At 57.4% G+C, this 17,262-nt stretch carries 16 protein-coding genes; 4 read left to right on the forward strand and 12 right to left on the reverse strand.

What is annotated here, in order from left to right; translation table 11 throughout:
- From AABO57_06770 to AABO57_06805, 8 genes are all read right to left on the reverse strand, one after another.
- Positions 1–489: D-aminoacylase (locus AABO57_06770; protein MEK6285425.1), on the reverse strand; the 489-nt coding region annotated here is incomplete at its 3' end.
- A 40-nt stretch (positions 490–529) separates the two neighbouring features.
- Positions 530–1,060, reverse strand: coding sequence for a YfiT family bacillithiol transferase (locus tag AABO57_06775; GenBank protein MEK6285426.1), 531 nt, complete (start codon positions 1,058–1,060; stop codon positions 530–532).
- A 134-nt stretch (positions 1,061–1,194) separates the two neighbouring features.
- Positions 1,195–1,698, reverse strand: coding sequence for a hypothetical protein (locus AABO57_06780; protein MEK6285427.1), 504 nt, complete (start codon positions 1,696–1,698; stop codon positions 1,195–1,197).
- A 34-nt stretch (positions 1,699–1,732) separates the two neighbouring features.
- On the reverse strand, positions 1,733–2,224 hold the full coding sequence (locus AABO57_06785) for a hypothetical protein (protein ID MEK6285428.1): 492 nt from the start codon (positions 2,222–2,224) through the stop codon (positions 1,733–1,735).
- A 54-nt stretch (positions 2,225–2,278) separates the two neighbouring features.
- Positions 2,279–3,853: a benzoate-CoA ligase family protein gene (locus AABO57_06790; protein ID MEK6285429.1), complete on the reverse strand. Its 1,575-nt coding sequence runs from the start codon at positions 3,851–3,853 to the stop codon at positions 2,279–2,281.
- Positions 3,854–3,857: 4 nt separating this feature from the next.
- The gene (gene leuD, locus AABO57_06795; protein ID MEK6285430.1) at positions 3,858–4,454 is read right to left on the reverse strand and encodes a 3-isopropylmalate dehydratase small subunit; all 597 of its coding nucleotides are present in this window, start codon (positions 4,452–4,454) and stop codon (positions 3,858–3,860) included.
- Positions 4,455–4,551: 97 nt separating this feature from the next.
- Positions 4,552–5,952 carry a 3-isopropylmalate dehydratase large subunit gene (gene leuC, locus AABO57_06800; GenBank protein ID MEK6285431.1) on the reverse strand — a complete coding sequence of 467 codons (1,401 nt, stop codon included), beginning with the start codon at positions 5,950–5,952 and terminating at the stop codon, positions 4,552–4,554.
- A gap of 176 nt (positions 5,953–6,128) precedes the next feature.
- Positions 6,129–7,046: a LysR family transcriptional regulator gene (locus AABO57_06805; protein MEK6285432.1), complete on the reverse strand. Its 918-nt coding sequence runs from the start codon at positions 7,044–7,046 to the stop codon at positions 6,129–6,131.
- A gap of 203 nt (positions 7,047–7,249) precedes the next feature.
- Between AABO57_06805 and AABO57_06810 the strand changes: the two genes are divergently transcribed.
- The 3 genes from AABO57_06810 to leuB all read left to right on the forward strand — a co-directional run bounded on the left by AABO57_06810 (position 7,250) and on the right by leuB (position 10,012).
- Positions 7,250–8,422 carry a 2-isopropylmalate synthase gene (locus tag AABO57_06810; GenBank protein ID MEK6285433.1) on the forward strand — a complete coding sequence of 391 codons (1,173 nt, stop codon included), beginning with the start codon at positions 7,250–7,252 and terminating at the stop codon, positions 8,420–8,422.
- A 37-nt stretch (positions 8,423–8,459) separates the two neighbouring features.
- Complete coding sequence (locus AABO57_06815) at positions 8,460–8,795, forward strand: hypothetical protein (protein MEK6285434.1); 336 nt, start codon at positions 8,460–8,462, stop codon at positions 8,793–8,795.
- A 143-nt stretch (positions 8,796–8,938) separates the two neighbouring features.
- Entirely contained in the window at positions 8,939–10,012 is a 1,074-nt protein-coding gene (gene leuB, locus AABO57_06820) for a 3-isopropylmalate dehydrogenase (protein MEK6285435.1), read from the forward strand.
- Between the two features lie 172 nt (positions 10,013–10,184).
- Here the strand turns inward: leuB and malQ are convergent, their stop codons facing one another.
- Positions 10,185–11,717: a 4-alpha-glucanotransferase gene (malQ, locus tag AABO57_06825; GenBank protein ID MEK6285436.1), complete on the reverse strand. Its 1,533-nt coding sequence runs from the start codon at positions 11,715–11,717 to the stop codon at positions 10,185–10,187.
- Positions 11,718–11,867: 150 nt separating this feature from the next.
- Here malQ and AABO57_06830 point away from each other — a divergent pair, with 150 nt between their 5' ends.
- Entirely contained in the window at positions 11,868–12,461 is a 594-nt protein-coding gene (locus AABO57_06830) for a peroxiredoxin family protein (protein ID MEK6285437.1), read from the forward strand.
- Positions 12,462–12,589: 128 nt separating this feature from the next.
- Here the strand turns inward: AABO57_06830 and AABO57_06835 are convergent, their stop codons facing one another.
- From AABO57_06835 to AABO57_06845, 3 genes are all read right to left on the reverse strand, one after another.
- Positions 12,590–12,829 carry an antitoxin family protein gene (locus AABO57_06835; GenBank protein MEK6285438.1) on the reverse strand — a complete coding sequence of 80 codons (240 nt, stop codon included), beginning with the start codon at positions 12,827–12,829 and terminating at the stop codon, positions 12,590–12,592.
- Positions 12,830–12,854: 25 nt separating this feature from the next.
- Positions 12,855–15,740, reverse strand: a complete 2,886-nt coding sequence (locus AABO57_06840; GenBank protein ID MEK6285439.1) for an aconitate hydratase — start codon at positions 15,738–15,740, stop codon at positions 12,855–12,857.
- Positions 15,741–16,094: 354 nt separating this feature from the next.
- On the reverse strand, positions 16,095–17,045 hold the full coding sequence (locus AABO57_06845) for a mechanosensitive ion channel domain-containing protein (protein MEK6285440.1): 951 nt from the start codon (positions 17,043–17,045) through the stop codon (positions 16,095–16,097).
- Positions 17,046–17,262: the final 217 nt, after the last annotated feature.

Genomic DNA, 17,262 nt, shown 5'->3' on the forward strand with positions numbered 1-17,262 from the left:
TTCCGATGTCGGCTTGCGATTGGCATTCCCTATGACCGCCGCTCGCACCGCGCCCTGTCCGATGAAGCTGCCGATGTTGACGGACTTCGGCAAGGCTTCGAGTCTGTCGAGAAATGGTTTGAGAGGAACGGGCGACGAACCGTCTGGGCCTTCGATCAAAGTCGTCACACCTTGTCGCACGTAGTTCTCGGCGGTAGGTACTGGGAAGATGCCGTTTCGCGCGTGAGTGTGAATGTCGATGAAGCCGGGCGTGATCACCTGGCCTTCGACATCGATCACCCGAGCGGCGGAATCAGTAATGGCAGGCCCGACTCGAACAATCGCATCGCCTCGTATTGCTACGTCTCCTCGATACCAGGGATTGCCAGATCCGTCTACAATGCGCCCGTTCCGAAGCACGAGATCATAGGTTGGGCTCTGCGCGTTCTGCGATTGTGCGAATGCCAGCAAGACGCCCGCGACGATGGCGATGATGGTGAGCTTGCGCATTACACGAATCCTCTTTAACTCAGTGTAACTTTGACGAGTGCTATTTGCCCCACCCCATTCGTTCCCGCAACGACGCGATGTGCGCAACGTGATGCCGTCCGTGCCAGCCGTAAAGACAGACGTTCGTTGAGAGACTGACGACTCCAATCTCCGGATGTCGAAAAGTTCGCTCGAAAGCGTCAGGCGTGAGTGACTTCAACATCAGTACCCACCGCTTGTGAAGCGATTCGAGCATCGCGAGCGACACTTCAATCGGCGCAGTGCGAGCGTCGTCAAGTTCCGCCCATCGGTCTTCGTGGTAAGCCTTGATTGTCGGTTCGTCTTCAGTCAGCGCGAGCTTAAACCGGCAGTAGCTGTTCAAGTGACTATCGGGCACGTGATGGACGACCTGGCGAACGGTCCAACCGCCCGGGCGGTAAGGTGTATCGAGCTGTTCGGCCGTCAAGCCTTCGACGGCGGCTCGAAGCTTAGCCGGCGCTTCCGCAATTTCGTCGATCGCTCGCCGAATGTCTTCATCTGCCGGCGCGCCTTCCAATTTGAACCGTCCAATAGGGAATTGAAGATCAGTCACTGCTCCTCCTCACCGGTAGTTCGTAGTCCCGCCTTCAGGCGGAAGCTCGTAGCGCTTCGCTGGAGAACCAACATACAAACTTCCGCCTGAAGGCCGAACTACAAACTCTTTCATTGCGTGCGTCAGGGCGTCCTTCAATCACCCTGTTGATGCCATACGTACTTCCGGCCGTTCCAGTAGATCAACGCGCTGGCCGATTCGCTCTTCTCGACGTGTAACGCGTCGCCTTTCAGCAGTGCTGCCCTAGCTTTTCCGACTTTCTTGGCAGCGCTAGCTTTCGGCGTTACGTTCCATATATCCATCCAGTCGAAGTTGTCTCCACCGTTTCCCACAGTTGTTCCAGCGCCGATCAATAGAATCTTGTTGGTAGAGGAGTGACAAACTGCTATGCCGACCTTCCGGCTGGTTTTGTGTTTGACCAGAATCGCCACGTCGGGTTTGCCGTCTCCGTCGAAATCACCACGAAGATAAGAGGGCTTCAAATGTGAGGAGAAATCATACTGCCGATCAAGCCCCGTTGCTTTGAAAAGCCTGGTCACTGATTCCGGGATGTCCGTTGACTGAAGTGGAATATGCGGCCTGCATTCGGCAAAGCCGGCATTGGCAAACATCAATAGCGTACAAAGAATGCTCGTCATTTTTCACGCGCGTGTGAAGCGACCTCCCTTCCGGCTATGGTTTGCTGGTTTCGTCGACGTTCGCGTTGAGAACATAAGGTTGTCCCCTGTCCGAACCTGAAATTGTTATCCGCCCGTTTATGTTCCCATCCTTGTAGTTTATGTAGAACTCGTTGGAGGAAGGACTCCCGCTTCCGGTGATTCTCCCGCTGTTTTCCTCAATCTCTTTCTTTAACTGAGAGGTAAGAGCTTCCATGAACTCACTCTCATTAAACTTGTTCTCTCCGTCTTGATTAATCATAAAACCAGTTGTAGATGATTGCTGCCACCTTGTTCCTTGCGGCCCGGTCGTTCCGCCTCCGAGTCCGCTACTCCCTCCAATACTGCCGCCCGGCCCGGGAAAGTTGTTTATGCCTTTGTAGCCAGTCTGCTTCGCCGATCTTTCCAGAGAGAACTTTGAAAGGAAAGTGCTTTGTGAGATGTGCACAGGCCTTTGGCATCCAACAACCATAGCTATCGGTATCAGCACCAGCACAGTTCTTTTCATCGCATTCTGATAACAAAGCTTACGGAGAGAGCTTGATGCCTGATGCCGCGCGGGCTACTGCTTGAGCGCCCGGCGATCAATCTTGCCGCGGTCATTCTTGGCAAGCTCGTTCCGAAACTCAATCCACCGAGGATACTTGTAAACCGCCAGCCGTCGCTTCACATACTCTTTCAGTTCATTCTCGAGCTCCTTGCTTTCAACGAAACCTTCTGCCAAAACCACAAATGCTTTCGGCTTTATCAGCTTCTGTTCGTCGCTCGCCCCGACGACCGCACACTCGCGCACCGCTTCGTGTTCCTGCAAGCAGTTCTCAATCTCGGTAGGCGAAACAAATATGCCGCCTACCTTCAGCATCTCGTCCGTGCGGCCGCAGTACCAGTAGTAGCCTCGCTCGTCCACGCGAAACTGATCGCCCGTGGTGCACCAGTCGCCCGCGAACGTCGCCTTGGATGTCTCGTGCGCGTTCCAGTAGCACAGCGCCGACGAATCGCCTTTGATCTTGAGCGTTCCCATTTCACCGACAGGCACTACGCTCCCCTCGGCGTCGACGATGTTCGCTTCGTAGCCGGGGACGATCTTTCCGAGACTGCCCAAAACGACGTCGCCTGGATAGTTCGTGATGTAGATGTGAAACATCTCGGCTGAGCCGATGCCGTCGAGGATCTCAACGCCGAAGGTGTCCACCCATCGCTGATAGAGCTCAGGTGGAAGAGCTTCGCCCGCCGACACGCAGAAGCGAAGCGATGACAAGTCGTACCGCTCGCGCGCGCCTTCGACCTGCACCATCGAGTTGATCATAGTCGGAACGGTTGTGAGAAAGGTCGGCCGGTGCTTCTGAATCATTTCGAACATAGTCTCGGCCGTCGAGCGCTCCGAGAACAGGGCGGTCGCTCCGCCCACCGCAAACGGGAACAGCAGATTCGTGCCGGTCGCATAACCGAAGAACAGCTTGGGCACCGAAAGCGTGATGTCGTCTTTGTTGATGCCCAGCACCTGTTTCGCGTAGCACTCGGTGTTGTACGGCAAGTCGTGTTGAAGATGAACCGCAGCCTTGGCGTGACCGGTCGAGCCCGATGTAAATAGCCAGATCGCGATGTCGTCACGGGTAGTCGGCGCAGTCTCCAGCGTGTCAGGCGCCTCCATCGTCACTCGGCTATACGAGCGAATCGAAGAGCGGCCCTCCAGGCCTTCGAGGCTCCCCGATACTTTTGTCCCGACGACGATTGTGTGTTTGAGAAAAGGCGAGGTCGAAGCCGCGGGCGTGAATCGCTCCATCACGTCCGCGTGAACTACCGCGACTTTGGCTCGGGTGTAGTCGAGATAGTACTCGTAATCCGTCGGCGGCAGGATCGTATTCACCATAGTTATGACCGCGCCGATCTTGGCGATGCCGAACCAGGTCGCAACGAACTCGATCGAGTCGGGCAAGACGATCAAGACTCGATCCTCCATCTCGACGCCCAGCCGCAGCAGCGCGTTTCCCACCTCGTTCGCCATCTGCTGCACTTCTCTGTAGGTGTACCTTTTTTCACCGCAATAGACCGCGATCTTCTCGCCCAACCCTTCCTCGATGCGCGCGTCGAGGAAGTAGGTCGCCATATTGAACTTTTCGGGAAAAGTTATGGGCATTGGTTTATTTGAACACAACACGCCGCGCCTCGTGTTCGCAAATCGTGTCTTCGTGCTCAAGTGTCAGACCTATGTCGTCCAGGCCTTTTAGCAAACACTCGCGTCGAAACGGATCAACCTCGAAGCTGAACCTCAGCCCGAGGTCATCGGTGATCCACTGACGCTGCAGATCAACCGTCAGCTCATAACCGGGACTCGAAGCGACGCGCTCGAAGAGCTGTTCGACTTGTTCTTCAGAAAGCCGCACCGGGAGCATGCCGTTCTTGAAACAGTTGTTGTAGAAGATGTCTGCAAACGACGGAGCGATGATCGAACGAAACCCGTAGTCGAGCAGGGCCCACGGCGCATGCTCGCGCGAAGAGCCGCAACCGAAGTTGGCGCGCGCCAGGAGTATCGTCGCGCCGTGAAACCGGGGCTGATTCAGCTCGAAGTCCGGCTTGAGCGATCCGTCGGTATTGAGGCGCCAATCGAAAAACAAGAACTGCCCGAAGCCGCTGCGTTCGATTCGCTTCAGGAACTGCTTGGGGATTATCTGGTCAGTGTCGACATTCACTCGATCGAGCGTCGCCACGAGGCCAGTGTGTTTTGAGAACGGCTTCATGATTTCCGATTTTCGATTGCCGATTTCCGATTTGAAGATCAGAAGTCAAACGTCGAATCCGAAATCGGCAATCCGAAATCGGCAATCGGCAATTCCGTCAGTCCCACTCACGAATGTCAACGAAGTGCCCGGCTATCGCCGCGGCGGCTGCCATCGCGGGGCTCACCAGATGAGTGCGTCCGCCGCGCCCCTGGCGGCCCTCAAAGTTTCGATTCGAAGTCGACGCGCACCGCTCGCCAGGCTGAAGAATGTCAGGGTTCATTCCAAGACACATGCTGCAACCCGACTCTCTCCAATCAAACCCGGCTTGTCTGAAAATCTGATCAAGTCCCTCCAGCTCTGCCTGCTGCTTGATCTTCTGCGAACCCGGCACGACCATCGCGTAAAGTCCTCCGGCGACCTTCTTGCCCTTGATCACGCTCGCCGCCGAGCGAAGGTCTTCGATGCGCGAGTTGGTGCACGAGCCTATAAACACCCGATCAACGTTGATCTCTTGAATCGCGGTGCCAGGCTGCAGTGCCATGTATTCGAGCGCGCGTCTAGCAGCTTTGCGTGCGTTCTCGTCGGGCATCGATTCGGGATCGGGAACAGCTCCGGTCACATCGGTCACCATTCCTGGATTCGTTCCCCAGCTCACCTGGGGCGCCAGCGTTGAAACGTCGATCTCGAGCACGCGGTCAAACGCAGCTCCCGTGTCCGTGGGCAAAGTCTTCCAGTATGCGACCGCCGCTTCGAACGCGCCGCCTTTGGGCGCGAACGCGCGGCCTTCCAAATAGGCATAGGTAGTCTCGTCGGGAGCAATCATGCCTGCGCGCGCGCCGGCTTCGATCGACATGTTGCAGACCGTCATTCGCTCTTCCATCGTCAGGGCGCGAATCGTCTCGCTGGCGTATTCGATCACGTGACCGGAAGCGCCATCGGTCCCGATTGAACGAATCATGTAGAGCACAACGTCCTTGGCGGTAACGCCGCGGGCGAGCTTGCCTTCGACGCGAACCAGAAACGTCTTCGGCTTTGATTGAGGGAGGCATTGAGTCGCCAGAACGTGTTCGACCTCGCTGGTCCCGATGCCGAAAGCCAGCGCTCCAAACGCGCCGTGAGTCGAGGTGTGGCTGTCACCGCACACGATCGTCGCCCCCGGCTGAGTCAAACCAAGCTCGGGTCCGATGACGTGAACGATTCCTTGATCGGGACTGTCCAGTCCATAGAGCTGGATGCCGAACTCACGGCAGTTGCTCTCAAGAGTGTCGATCTGCGTCTTGGAGATTGGATCCGCGATTGGCAGCGAGCGACTCGAGGTCGGAACGTTGTGGTCTGCGGTCGCGAACGTGAGATCCGGCTTCCTCACTTTGCGTCCTGCCAGTCTCAAGCCTTCGAATGCTTGCGGCGAGGTGACCTCGTGAACAAGGTGGCAGTCGATGTAGAGAATCGCGGGCTTACCCGGTTCGTGATGGACGACGTGGCTGTCCCAGATTTTGTCGAATAGAGTTCGCGGCATAACCGTTACGATGATCGATCAGGCGAAGCGCGCCGGAAGATACTACTCCAGGTGACGCATGAGTGTCCAAAGATTGCCGATTGCCAATTGCGGATTGCGGATTGGGGATTGGGGAATCTGCGATCCTCAAATTGGCAATCGGCAATTGGCAATCGGCAATCGCCAATGTAGAGGGCTCAACGCTCGGGCTGATATGAATACCTGCCCTTTTGAAGCGACGCCATGGATTCGGCGACTGTCAAAAAAGCCCGCGCCGCGTGCGAGAGGCTGGCGTTCTTTCGATAGATCAGCCGCAGCTTGCGCTCGATGTGCAGCTCGCGTACCGGCACGCGCACAAGCTCGCCGGCCGCTACTTCAGCTTCAACGCAGATGCCCGGCACAAGCGCGACTCCGGTGCCTCGCGACACGAATAGCTTTATCGCCTCGATCGTCGGAAGCTCGACGTCCATGTTGAGCTTGGTCTTGTGTCGCTTGAACGCTTCGACGACTTTTGCGCGATACGGCGACTGTACATTGTGAGCGACAAATGATTCTGCTCCGAGCTGGCGTATGCTGACCTGCTTCGCCGAGGCAAGCAGATGCCGCGGGTTCACCACGAACGCAAGCTCATCTCGATATACCACGATCGACCGCAGCAGAGGTTCTTCCGGATTGAACGACAAGACACCAAGCTCCGCGCCGTGCCGGAGCACATCGGCCGGTATGCGGCTGGCGAGCGATCGATGAACCGTCACCTTGATCATCGGGTAAAGCTTGCGGAACTCCGCCAGCGCGGGCAAAAGATAAAGGCAGGTGAATTCGTTCGCCGCTATCGCGAGCTTCCCTTTGTGCATCTCGCGAAGCTCTTTCAGCGCTACATGGGCCTCGGCGCGCAAGTTCATAAGCTTCTGCGCGTACTCTCGAAGCATCTGCCCCGCGTCCGTAAGAGTCCCATCGCGCGACGAGCGGTCAAACAGCGACTCGCCAACCTCGCGCTCGAGCTTGCGGATCGCCTGGCTGACTGCCGGCTGTGTCCGATATAGCTTCTCGGCGGCTCGCGAGAAACTCCCCTCTCGCGCCACCGCTAAGAACACCTCGAGCTGAAAAAGGTCCATTCACCCTCCCGTGAGAGCCTGCGCTCCCAGGACTCGTCGGACAGCATTTGGCTCCCTATTAGTAGAACTTTGATCGCTGACGACCGCGCATTATAGCATAAGCAAAAGCCACTGCTAGCCTAAGAATTATAACTTTGACTTTGGTCACCCTTGCGCTTAATCTCGCTCGGGCAGCTTTCAGCCCAATGAGGAGAGGACTACCTATGGCAGATTCGCAGGTGATCATCTTTGACACCACTCTGAGAGACGGAGAGCAATCGCCGGGTTGCAGTATGAACCTGGAGGAGAAGCTGCGAATGGCCCGCCAGCTTGACCGGCTGGGCGTCGACGTGATCGAAGCGGGCTTCCCGATCGCATCAGACGGAGACTTCGAAGCGGTTCAAGCCATCGCTGCGGAGATTCGCCGGCCGGCCGTCGCGGCTCTCGCGCGAGCCACGCCTGACGACATCAAGCGCGCATGGGCAGCGGTGAGCGACGCGGCGCGCCCGCGAATCCACACCTTTCTGGCTACCTCTGACATTCATCTCGATTACAAATTGCGGATTACTCGCGAAGAGGCGATCAAACAGGCGCGCGAGGCTGTGGGACTCGCGCGCTCGCTGTGCGACGACGTCGAGTTCTCGCCCGAAGACGCCACCCGCACTGACCTCGACTTTCTTTGCGCCGTCGTCGAAGCGGTGATCGCCGCGGGCGCTACAACGGTCAACATTCCCGACACCGTCGGCTACACGACGCCTCGCGAGTTCACCAGGATAATCGAGACCATTCGAAGCACCGTGCGCGGCGCCGAGCGCGCGACGATCTCGGTCCACTGTCACAATGACCTGGGGCTTGCGGTCGCCAACACGATCGCCGCCATCGAAGCCGGCGCTCGGCAAGTTGAATGCACGATCAACGGAATCGGAGAGCGAGCGGGGAATGCGTCGCTCGAAGAGATAGTGATGGCGCTGCGTGTTCGAAAAGACGTGATGCCGTTCGCAACCGCCATCGTTACCGAGGAAATCTATCCTGCAAGCCAATTGTTGACTGAAGTGACGGGCGTCGCAGTTCAGCCAAACAAAGCGATAGTCGGCCGAAATGCCTTCGCGCACGAGGCAGGCATTCACCAGGACGGCGTGATCAAGAACCGGCTGACCTACGAGATCATGACTCCGCAATCGGTCGGCGTGCCCGACAGCAAGCTGGTGTTGGGAAAACACTCGGGCAGGCACGCGCTCGGGCTGAGATGCGAGCAGTTGGGTTATCAGTTTTCACGGCGCGAGCTGGATGGAATATACAAGCGGTTCATCGCGCTCGCCGATGAGATCAAGGTTGTTGAGGATCATCATCTGACTCGCATCATAAGCAGCGAGTTGCAGGAGGCCACCGCCGCCTGATGTGGCACAATTCCAGGGTAAGGGAGAGGAATTCGAGATGACGTTGTACCGTTGGGATTCAGTCGAGAGAAAGTTCACACCTACATCTGTTCAAAGCGATATGCCGCCTGGCCACGGAGTGCCGAGAACCGTGCGGGTCGGCAAGGGTCAACGCATTCGCGCCGAGGTTGCGACCGGCGACTTGTGTATTCAGGTGCTCGAGGGCGCGTGGCGGATGCAGATCGCCAATGACCAGTTGACTGTGCGTCATGATGAAGCAGTGATCATTCCTTCCGGATTCAGCCACTCTGCTGAAGCCATCGAAGACAGCTTCGCTCTCGAGACAGCGGACGAGCAGGAACACCGCAGCGACGATTCACTTTGGGCAGTGTGATACCTTAGGGGCGCGGCCGTCCCGGCCGCATCTTTGAGCTTCCTGTCCCACGCTTAGCGACTTTCTTCTCATAAGATGCGGCCGGGACGGCCGCGCTCCCAGGGTATTGACTAAGCGAATCCCACCGCGCAAAGCTAACCACCATGAGATTCAGAATAGTCGTGCTGCCGGGCGACGGAATCGGGCCCGAAGTCACTGCCGAAGCCGTTCGTGTGCTCGACGCCGTCGCGAAAGTGTTCGCGCATGAGATCGACTTCGCGTTCAAATCCATTGGCGGTTCCGCGATCCAGCAGCACAACGACCCGCTTCCTGATGCCACGCTCGACGCATGTCTCGAATCAGATGCCGTTCTGCTCGGCGCGGTAGGCGATCCGGCCTTCGACAACTATCCCACTAACCTTCGGCCCGAAGCAGGACTGTTGAGGCTGCGCCGGGGACTAGGCGCGTTCGCGAATCTGAGGCCCGCGCGGTTTTTTCCTGCGTTGGTCGACGCTTCACCGCTGAAGCCTGAAGTGATCAACGGCACAGACATCCTGATCGTCCGTGAGTTGCTGGGAGGGTTGTATTTCGGCGAGCCGCGCTACCTGAACGACGCCAGCGTGCACGAGGCAATCAACACAATGCGCTACACCGAGCCGGAGATCGAGCGCATCGCTCGCGTGGCGTTCGAGCTGTCGCGACTGCGAAAGCTCAAGGTGACGTCAGTCGACAAAGCCAACGTGCTGGAGTGCTCGCAACTCTGGCGCTCAACCGTTAAGCGCGTGGCCGAGGAATACCCGGACGTGAAGCTCGAGCATCAGTACGTCGACTCGTGCGCGATGGCGCTGGTTGCGCGGCCCGCGAGCTTTGATGTAATGCTCGCCGAAAACATGTTTGGTGACATCCTCTCTGATGAAGCCGGCGCAGTCGTTGGCTCGCTCGGTCTGTTGGCATCCGCAAGCATCGGCGGACGCGTGGGATTGTACGAGCCGGTGCACGGTTCCGCGCCGGACATTGCCGGCCGCGGCATTGCAAACCCATTGGGCGCGATACTCTCAGCGGCGATGATGCTGCGGTATTCGTTCAAGCTCGAAAGCGAAGCGGCGGCGATTGAAAAAGCCGTAGAGGTGTCGCTGGCCAGGGGACTTCGAACCCGCGATCTTGTGAAGAGTGACGAGCCGTTCGTCACCACCGAGGAGATGGGCCGGCAAGTCGTCGGCCACCTCACGCGTGTTTGAACGTCGAAATTCGTCGGCGAGCGTGGTTTAGTGGCCGGAATTGAGCGCCTACGGCAGCAGCCAATTTTCCATTTGGCATTTTTCATTTGTCATTTTAGTCAATTAGAGCGTAGGGCAATCACAAATGAAAAATGCCAAATGGAAAATGGAAAATAAAATGACAGTGGCGGTTTCAGTTCTTCCCCTTCCTTCCATAAAGCTCAGTCAGTTCGCCCAGCCTATTGCCGAGCTTCCTGGTCAGGGCGCCGGCTCTGTATCGCCACTGCCAGTTGCCCTGCTCGCTCGCGGGGAGGTTCATCCGAGCGCGCGAACCGAGCCCGAGTACATCTTGCAGTGGAGTCACCGCGGTATTTGCTACTGACGCCCACGCCGTTCGAATGAGGTCCCAGTGAATCTCGTGCCCGTCGGTGTTCAGATATCGGAGGCAGTACGCGCGCTCGCGTTGGATCTCATCAGCGGTGCGCGTCGAACCCGCTCCGGCTCTACTCTTGAACCATCCAACGGTCGTGTCGTTGTCGTGCGTGCCCGTGTACACGACGCAGTTTCGAATGTAGTTGTGCGGCAGATCGATTGTCTTACTATCAGCTCTGAACGCGAATTGCAGAACACGCATGCCAGGAAAGCCGAAGTCGTCACGCAACGCTTCGACGTCAGGAGTAATCACGCCCAGATCCTCGGCGATGATCGGTAGCTCGCCAAACGTATTTCTCAAGGTTGTGAAAAGTTTCCGTCCGGGAACTTCAACCCAACGACCGCGCTCGGCAGTCTTGTCTTCGCCGGGCACTTCCCAGCAGGCGGCGAATCCGCGGAAGTGATCGATGCGGAGTATGTCTACCGTCTGAAGCGTCGCGCGCAGCCGGTCTACCCACCAGCGAAAGCCTGTCGCGCACATCGCGTCCCAATCGTAAATCGGATTGCCCCAGAGCTGCCCGGTCCGGCTGAAGTAATCGGGCGGAACTCCGGCGACGACTGTCGGGCGCCTTTCCTTGTCCAGCTTGAACAGCTCCGGATGGGTCCACACGTCAGCCGAATCGCAAGCCACGAATATCGGAGCATCGCCGATGATGCTTACACCGCGCTCGTGGCAATAGGCCTTGAGTGAAAGCCATTGCCTGAAGAAAAGAAATTGATTGAACTTCTCAGCGTCGACTCTGTCTCTGAGCGTCTCACGCGCTGAAGCCAGCGCGGCGGCGTCGCGCGCGGCGAACTGCGGCGCCCACTCAGTCCAGGCGACCCCGCCGTGCGCGTCCTTCAACGCGCGAAACAGCGCATAGTCTTCGAGCCACCAGTGAGCCTCGCGGCAAAACTCCAAGAACTCGGCTCGCAGGCCGGTGTCGGTAACGCGCTTGAAGTTATCAAACGCGTTTTCAAGAAGCGCCTTCTTGTACTCGATGACTCGGCCGAAGTCTACACGTCGGGAGCTAAACCGCGGTGCAACGTTGAGGTCTTCCTCCGACAGCAGTCCGGCTTGAGCCAGCCGCTGAGGACTGATCAGTAGCGTATTCCCGGCGAATGCGGAAAAGCACTGATAAGGCGAGTCGCCGTAGCCGGTAGGCCCGAGCGGCAAGATTTGCCACAAGCTCTGTCCGCTCGCCGCGAGAAAGTCGACAAAAGCGTACGCTTCGCCGCCGAGGTCGCCTATGCCAAAGCGCCCTGGCAATGATGTCGGATGCAAAAGGATGCCGCTCGCTCTTGGAAAGCTCACTGAGGCTCCGATCTGGTAGACATACTGTGGGCGGATAGATACCACATCCGCAGCTCTTCCTCAATGCGCTCTACTTTAATGCGTTCTCTTTGGCGCCGGGAAGCGATGCGTTGACAATCGCTCACTATACGAACTAGATTCTACCCAACGATGAAAGCGCTTTTCAGCACTGTCCTCTTGATCGTCTCGGGCATCGCAGCCTACGGACAATCACCCCAATCACCGCTCACGCCGCCCAAGCTTCCTGCGCCCGGGCCGGCCGGAGCGTCGGTCAAACTGAAGCTGGGAGAAAAGGCTCCGGACTTTGCGCTGCCCAACGGCGATGGCAAGCTGGTTGTTTTGTCTGAATACACTCAGCGGTCGCCTGTGGTGTTGATCTTCTACCGGGGCTTCTGGTGAGGCGCGTGCACACAGCAGCTCACCAGGTTGGCTGAGGATTATGACAAGATCAAACAGGCGGGCGGGGACTTGATTGCCGTCAGCGTGGACGCGCAGTCATTCGCCTGGTCGATGGCGCAGACCACCGGTGCGAAGTTCCAGATACTCTCCGACGCCGACAAGAAGACCATCATCTCATACGGCATCCTCAACGCCGCCGAGCACGACGGGATAGCTCACCCTGCGATATTCATTCTGGATAAGGAAGGAAAGATCCGCTACTTCCACGTGGGCAAGGACGCTCAAGACAGACCGCCTGATGAAACGATACTTCAGGAAGTAAAAAAGCTGACGACACGAAATTAGTGTCTCGTCAATGATGTAGTCGGTCGTTAGCAGCGGCTCAACGTTTTGATTCAGCCATTGCGAAGCTGAGGCATGGTCGATATCTGACGGCACAACGCTCGCGAACCACGCACCCGTATCTACGAAGATCATGGTGTAGTCTTCTCACCGTATAGGATCTTATCGTGGTCCCTTCCCGAGAACGGTTGGCCATCCCCCTCAACGGGCAGAGAGGCGATCGCTGACAGTATTTCGGCGGGCGTATTATTCTCGCCGGAAGGCTCAGCTGTCCTGATCGTAACTTCGACGATCGTCCCATCCGCGAGCGCTACTGGTTCCTTCAACCGCAGGACGCCTCGCTCATATACTGCCTCGATAGTTGTTGTCATAGGCCATCCTCTCACGAGCATCTAATCACCGGAAGGTCTTTTGATTCTGCGCAATCAACTGCCTCAACACATAAGGCAGTATCCCGCCGTGCAGGTAGTAATCAACTTCAATCGGGGTGTCGATGCGAAGCGTCACCGGGACGCGCTCGGTTTCGCACCTCAAGCGGTGAATCACCAGCGTCAAATCCTGGCGAGGGCTGACTCCACCTTCAAACCCGGTGAGGTCGAAAGTCTCGCTGCCGTCCAGATGAAGTGACTGCGTGTTTGTGCCTTCCGCGAACTGGCACGGCAGCACGCCCATGCCTACAAGATTCGAGCGATGTATCCGCTCAAAGCTCTGCGCCACAACCGCGCGAACGCCAAGCAGTCGAGTTCCCTTCGCTGCCCAATCGCGCGAGCTGCCCGTACCGTACTCCTGTCCCGCGAAGATCATCAGCGGCACGCCTTCAGCCTGGTATTTCATCGACGCATCGTAGATGCTCATTCGCTCGCCGCCGGGTTGATGAATAGTCACGCCGCCTTCGACGCCGGGGACCATCAAGTTCTTGATCCGAACGTTAGCAAAAGTCCCGCGAGTCATCACTCGATCGTTCCCGCGGCGCGCACCGTAGCTGTTGAAGTCCGCCACCGACACGCCCATCGCTTGAAGATAGAGCCCGGCCGGCGACGTCGGTTTGATGGCGCCGGCAGGTGAGATGTGATCGGTCGTCACCGAATCGCCGAATATCGCCAGCGCCCGCGCGCCCTTGATCGCGGAGACGCCTTCGGGCTCCATCGAGAAGCCTTCGAAATAAGGCGGCTCCTGAATGTAAGTTGATTCGGGGTCCCATTCATAGACATCGCCGGCGATCGAGGGAATCTCATTCCACAGCGGGTTCGCTTCTACAAAGTTGCTGTAGCGGCGGCGGTAAGTCTCGGGGTCAAATGCTGTCTGCAGATGCTCTCGCACTTCTTCGGCGCTCGGCCAGATGTCCCGTAGATAAACCTCGCGGCCATCTGTTCCCTTCCCTATCGACTCTTCCGCGAGGTTGATATTAACGCGGCCCGCAAGCGCGAATGCGACGACCAGAGGCGGGCTCATCAGGAAATTTGCCTTGACGCTTTGATGCACGCGCGCTTCAAAGTTTCGATTGCCGCTCAGCACGCTTGCGCCGACCAGGTCCTTCTGGCTGATCACTTCTTCAATGCCGGGATCGAGCGGTCCCGAGTTGCCGATGCACGTCGTGCAACCGTACCCGACGAGGTTGAAGCCTAGTTCATTCAGATAAGGCTGAAGCCCGGCTTTTTCGAGATAGTCGGTGACCACGCGCGAGCCCGGCGCGAGCGAAGTTTTTACAGCCGGGCGAACCATCAGGCCCTTGTCGACCGCTTTCTTCGCCAACAGCCCCGCGGCAAGCATCACGCTCGGGTTCGAGGTATTGGTGCACGAAGTGATCGCCGCGATCAACACATCGCCGTGGCCGAGATCTATCCTGCTGTGGAAGCCGGCGGCTTTGGTCTCTTCAACACGGTCCGGAGTCGGCCGGTTGTTCATCATCTCGGTCTCGCTGGCGACGCTAGTGTTCGTCGCGCTGGTTGCGCCGTGCGCGGTGACCGGGGCCGTCTCAGGTTCCTGCTCTCCGCCACCCGCGAGCGGTCCGTTGTGCCGCGCACCGATGATTGCCGGGAAGCGTTGGCCAATTTCGTCTTTCGATTTGTTGTAGCCGTTCTCGCCGAATGGCTTCTGAAGGATCTCGACGAACTTGCCCTTGAGGTCCGACAGCGCGATGCGATCCTGCGGGCGCTTCGGTCCGGAGACGCTGGGTTCGACTGATGAAAGATCGAGCTCGAGCACTGTGCTGTAATGGCATTCGCCTTTGCCCGGAACGCCAAACATCCCCTGCGCGGTGAAGTAGCTTCGGATCAACTGCACTTGCTCGTCCGAGCGTCCGGTTGCTTTGTAGTAAGCGCAGGTCTGCTCATCGATCGGGAAGAAGCCCATCGTTGCGCCGTATTCAGGAGACATGTTGGCGATGGTCGCGCGATCGGTGACCGACAAGCTGGCCGCGCCTTCACCATGGTATTCGACGAACTTGCCGACGACCCGCGCCTTGCGAAGCATCTCGGTCACGGTCAACACCAGGTCGGTCGCGGTCACACCGTCGCGCAAACTGCCGGTCAGGTGCACACCGACAACGTCGGGGGTGAGGAAATAGACCGGTTGCCCGAGCATTCCCGCTTCGGCTTCGATACCGCCAACACCCCAGCCTACGACGCCCAACCCATTGATCATCGTTGTGTGCGAGTCAGTGCCGACCAGCGTGTCAGGATAGAAGACGCCGTCTTTCTCTTGAACTCCTTTGGCCAGGTACTCGAGGTTGACTTGATGACAGATGCCGATGCCGGGCGGCACGACGTTGAAGCCGTCGAACGCTTGCATCCCCCACTTCAGAAATTGATACCGCGCGCGGTTGCGTTTGAACTCCATTTCCATGTTCAAACGCAGAGCATCAGGCACGCTCGAGAAGTCGACCTGAACGGAATGATCGATCACCAGATCGACCGGAACGAGCGGCTCTATGATCTGGGGGCCCTTGTTCATTCGGGCCGCGGCCGAGCGCATGGCCGCCAGGTCGACTAACAGCGGCACGCCGGTGAAGTCCTGCAGCAGTATGCGCGCAACCGTGAACGGAATCTCCTCGGTCCGCAGATGGTTTGGTTCCCAGTTCGCGAGCCTGCGTACGTTGTCCTCAGTGACGCGTTTGCCATCGTAGTTGCGTAAGACTGATTCGAGAACTATGCGAATGCTGATGGGAAGCTTTGAAATAGGGCCGATGCCTTGACGTTCGAGCTCGGGCAAGGAGTAGAAACTGCCGTTCGAGCCGTCTTTGCTTTCGAAGTTTTGTAATGAGTTGAAGAGATTGTGTGCCATAGAACTTTCAACCATCGGGTTTCATGCCGCGCGGGAGAAGCGCCTTGCAGATTCAATCGACTGCCAGCATAAGAGCACGTCCAAAAAGGTGAATTTCAGTTTAGAAGGCGCTAAGGTTAAACGTCAAGAAGCACACAGTAGTGTCCTATTTCTTGAGCGTTTTCTCTGCGCAATCTCTGTGCCCTCTGCGCCTCTGCGGTGAAGACAAACGTCGAAAATCACTCAACGCAGAGACGCCGAGGACGCAGAGATCGCGGAGAGAATTGAACTTAGGACACTACCAAGCTTGCCGGATGAGCCCATCGCCTGGTGTTCAGTGTAGCCCTTCAAGAGGCGAGTAACGCGCGGCTCGCGCTATTCGACGGGTTCGCCGCGTTCACCTTCGCGATGATCGCCCGCGGATTCATCTCGCGAGATTCCAGAAGAGCCTGACCGAATGTGCAAGTCGCGTTGCGGGAACGGGATTTCAATATTGTGCTTTAAGAAGGCGGCGTTTATTGCAAAGTTTACCGTGCTGCGAATCTGCGGATGCTTGTGTGGCTCGTCTATCCAGACGCGTATCTCAAAGTCGAGGGACGAATCTCCGAACCCGGCGAAATGTACGCGCGGAGCGGGCGTCTTCAACACTGGCTCCACCGAACCGGCCGCCTCGAGCAACGCTTCCGTCACCTTCTCGAGGTCGCTTCCGTATGCCACGCCGACCGGGATGTTGAGACGCACATTCGAACCGCGGGAATAGTTCACCAGTTTGTTTTGAACGAGCTTGGAATTCGGTATTATGACCGTCATGTTTTCGTTGGTTACGAGAACGGTCGCTCGGAGGCTTATGCTTTCGACTCGGCCCTCGATTCCATCTTCAAGCCTGACGCGGTCACCTACTCGAACCGGCCTCTCAAACAACAGAATGAACCCGGAGGCAATGTCCGCGGCAATGTACTGAAGCCCAAAGCCAATACCGACTGAAAGAAACCCTACTATGACCGCTACGCTGGTCAGGTCTGCGCTGAAACCGAGGTTCAACGCGTACAACACGCCGAGCGTGATGATCAGATAATGCGCAAGCCTGAGCAGCGTGTACTGAAGCCCGGTGTCAATGTGAAATCTCGCCAGCACGCGCTTCTGCAGGAATCGCCGGCCGTAGCGCGATATCAACGCCGCGACGCATATCACCAGAACAAGCAGAATGAGGCTGACAATCGAGATGCTGAAACCCTTCCGCTCGATGAATGGGGTGTTGAGGTATCTGATGATTCGCTCAAACAGCGTTTCCACCGCGGGAGTGAAAGCCTGGTCTTGAAGGATCAATTCTCAATCTCCTGACTGGATGGCAAGCGTCTTTGCCGTCTTTACGATCGCGGTGATCCGCGAATCAATGTTATCAAGGGAGGGAATCATTATTTCAACGGCCGATGCCCAACATGCTGCGATGGCACTAATATACCATCCAATTCTCACTCGTCCCAACTTCGAGCCCGCTGGTATTGGCTTTTGCGGGGTTGCTATAATGACTCGCTTAAGAAAC

Source organism: Acidobacteriota bacterium, assembly GCA_038040445.1.
Lineage (GTDB): Bacteria > Acidobacteriota > Blastocatellia > UBA7656 > UBA7656 > Onstottus_A > Onstottus_A frigus.

Coding starts and splice junctions, on each gene's coding strand:
- AABO57_06785 (MEK6285428.1), bottom strand. CDS start 2,224: ATGAAAAGAACTGTGCTGGTGCTGATACCGATAGCTATGGTTGTTGGA.
- AABO57_06805 (MEK6285432.1), bottom strand. CDS start 7,046: ATGGACCTTTTTCAGCTCGAGGTGTTCTTAGCGGTGGCGCGAGAGGGG.
- AABO57_06790 (MEK6285429.1), bottom strand. CDS start 3,853: ATGCCCATAACTTTTCCCGAAAAGTTCAATATGGCGACCTACTTCCTC.
- leuB (MEK6285435.1), top strand. CDS start 8,939: ATGAGATTCAGAATAGTCGTGCTGCCGGGCGACGGAATCGGGCCCGAA.
- leuD (MEK6285430.1), bottom strand. CDS start 4,454: ATGAAGCCGTTCTCAAAACACACTGGCCTCGTGGCGACGCTCGATCGA.
- AABO57_06840 (MEK6285439.1), bottom strand. CDS start 15,740: ATGGCACACAATCTCTTCAACTCATTACAAAACTTCGAAAGCAAAGAC.
- AABO57_06835 (MEK6285438.1), bottom strand. CDS start 12,829: ATGACAACAACTATCGAGGCAGTATATGAGCGAGGCGTCCTGCGGTTG.
- AABO57_06815 (MEK6285434.1), top strand. CDS start 8,460: ATGACGTTGTACCGTTGGGATTCAGTCGAGAGAAAGTTCACACCTACA.
- leuC (MEK6285431.1), bottom strand. CDS start 5,952: ATGCCGCGAACTCTATTCGACAAAATCTGGGACAGCCACGTCGTCCAT.
- AABO57_06780 (MEK6285427.1), bottom strand. CDS start 1,698: ATGACGAGCATTCTTTGTACGCTATTGATGTTTGCCAATGCCGGCTTT.
- AABO57_06810 (MEK6285433.1), top strand. CDS start 7,250: ATGGCAGATTCGCAGGTGATCATCTTTGACACCACTCTGAGAGACGGA.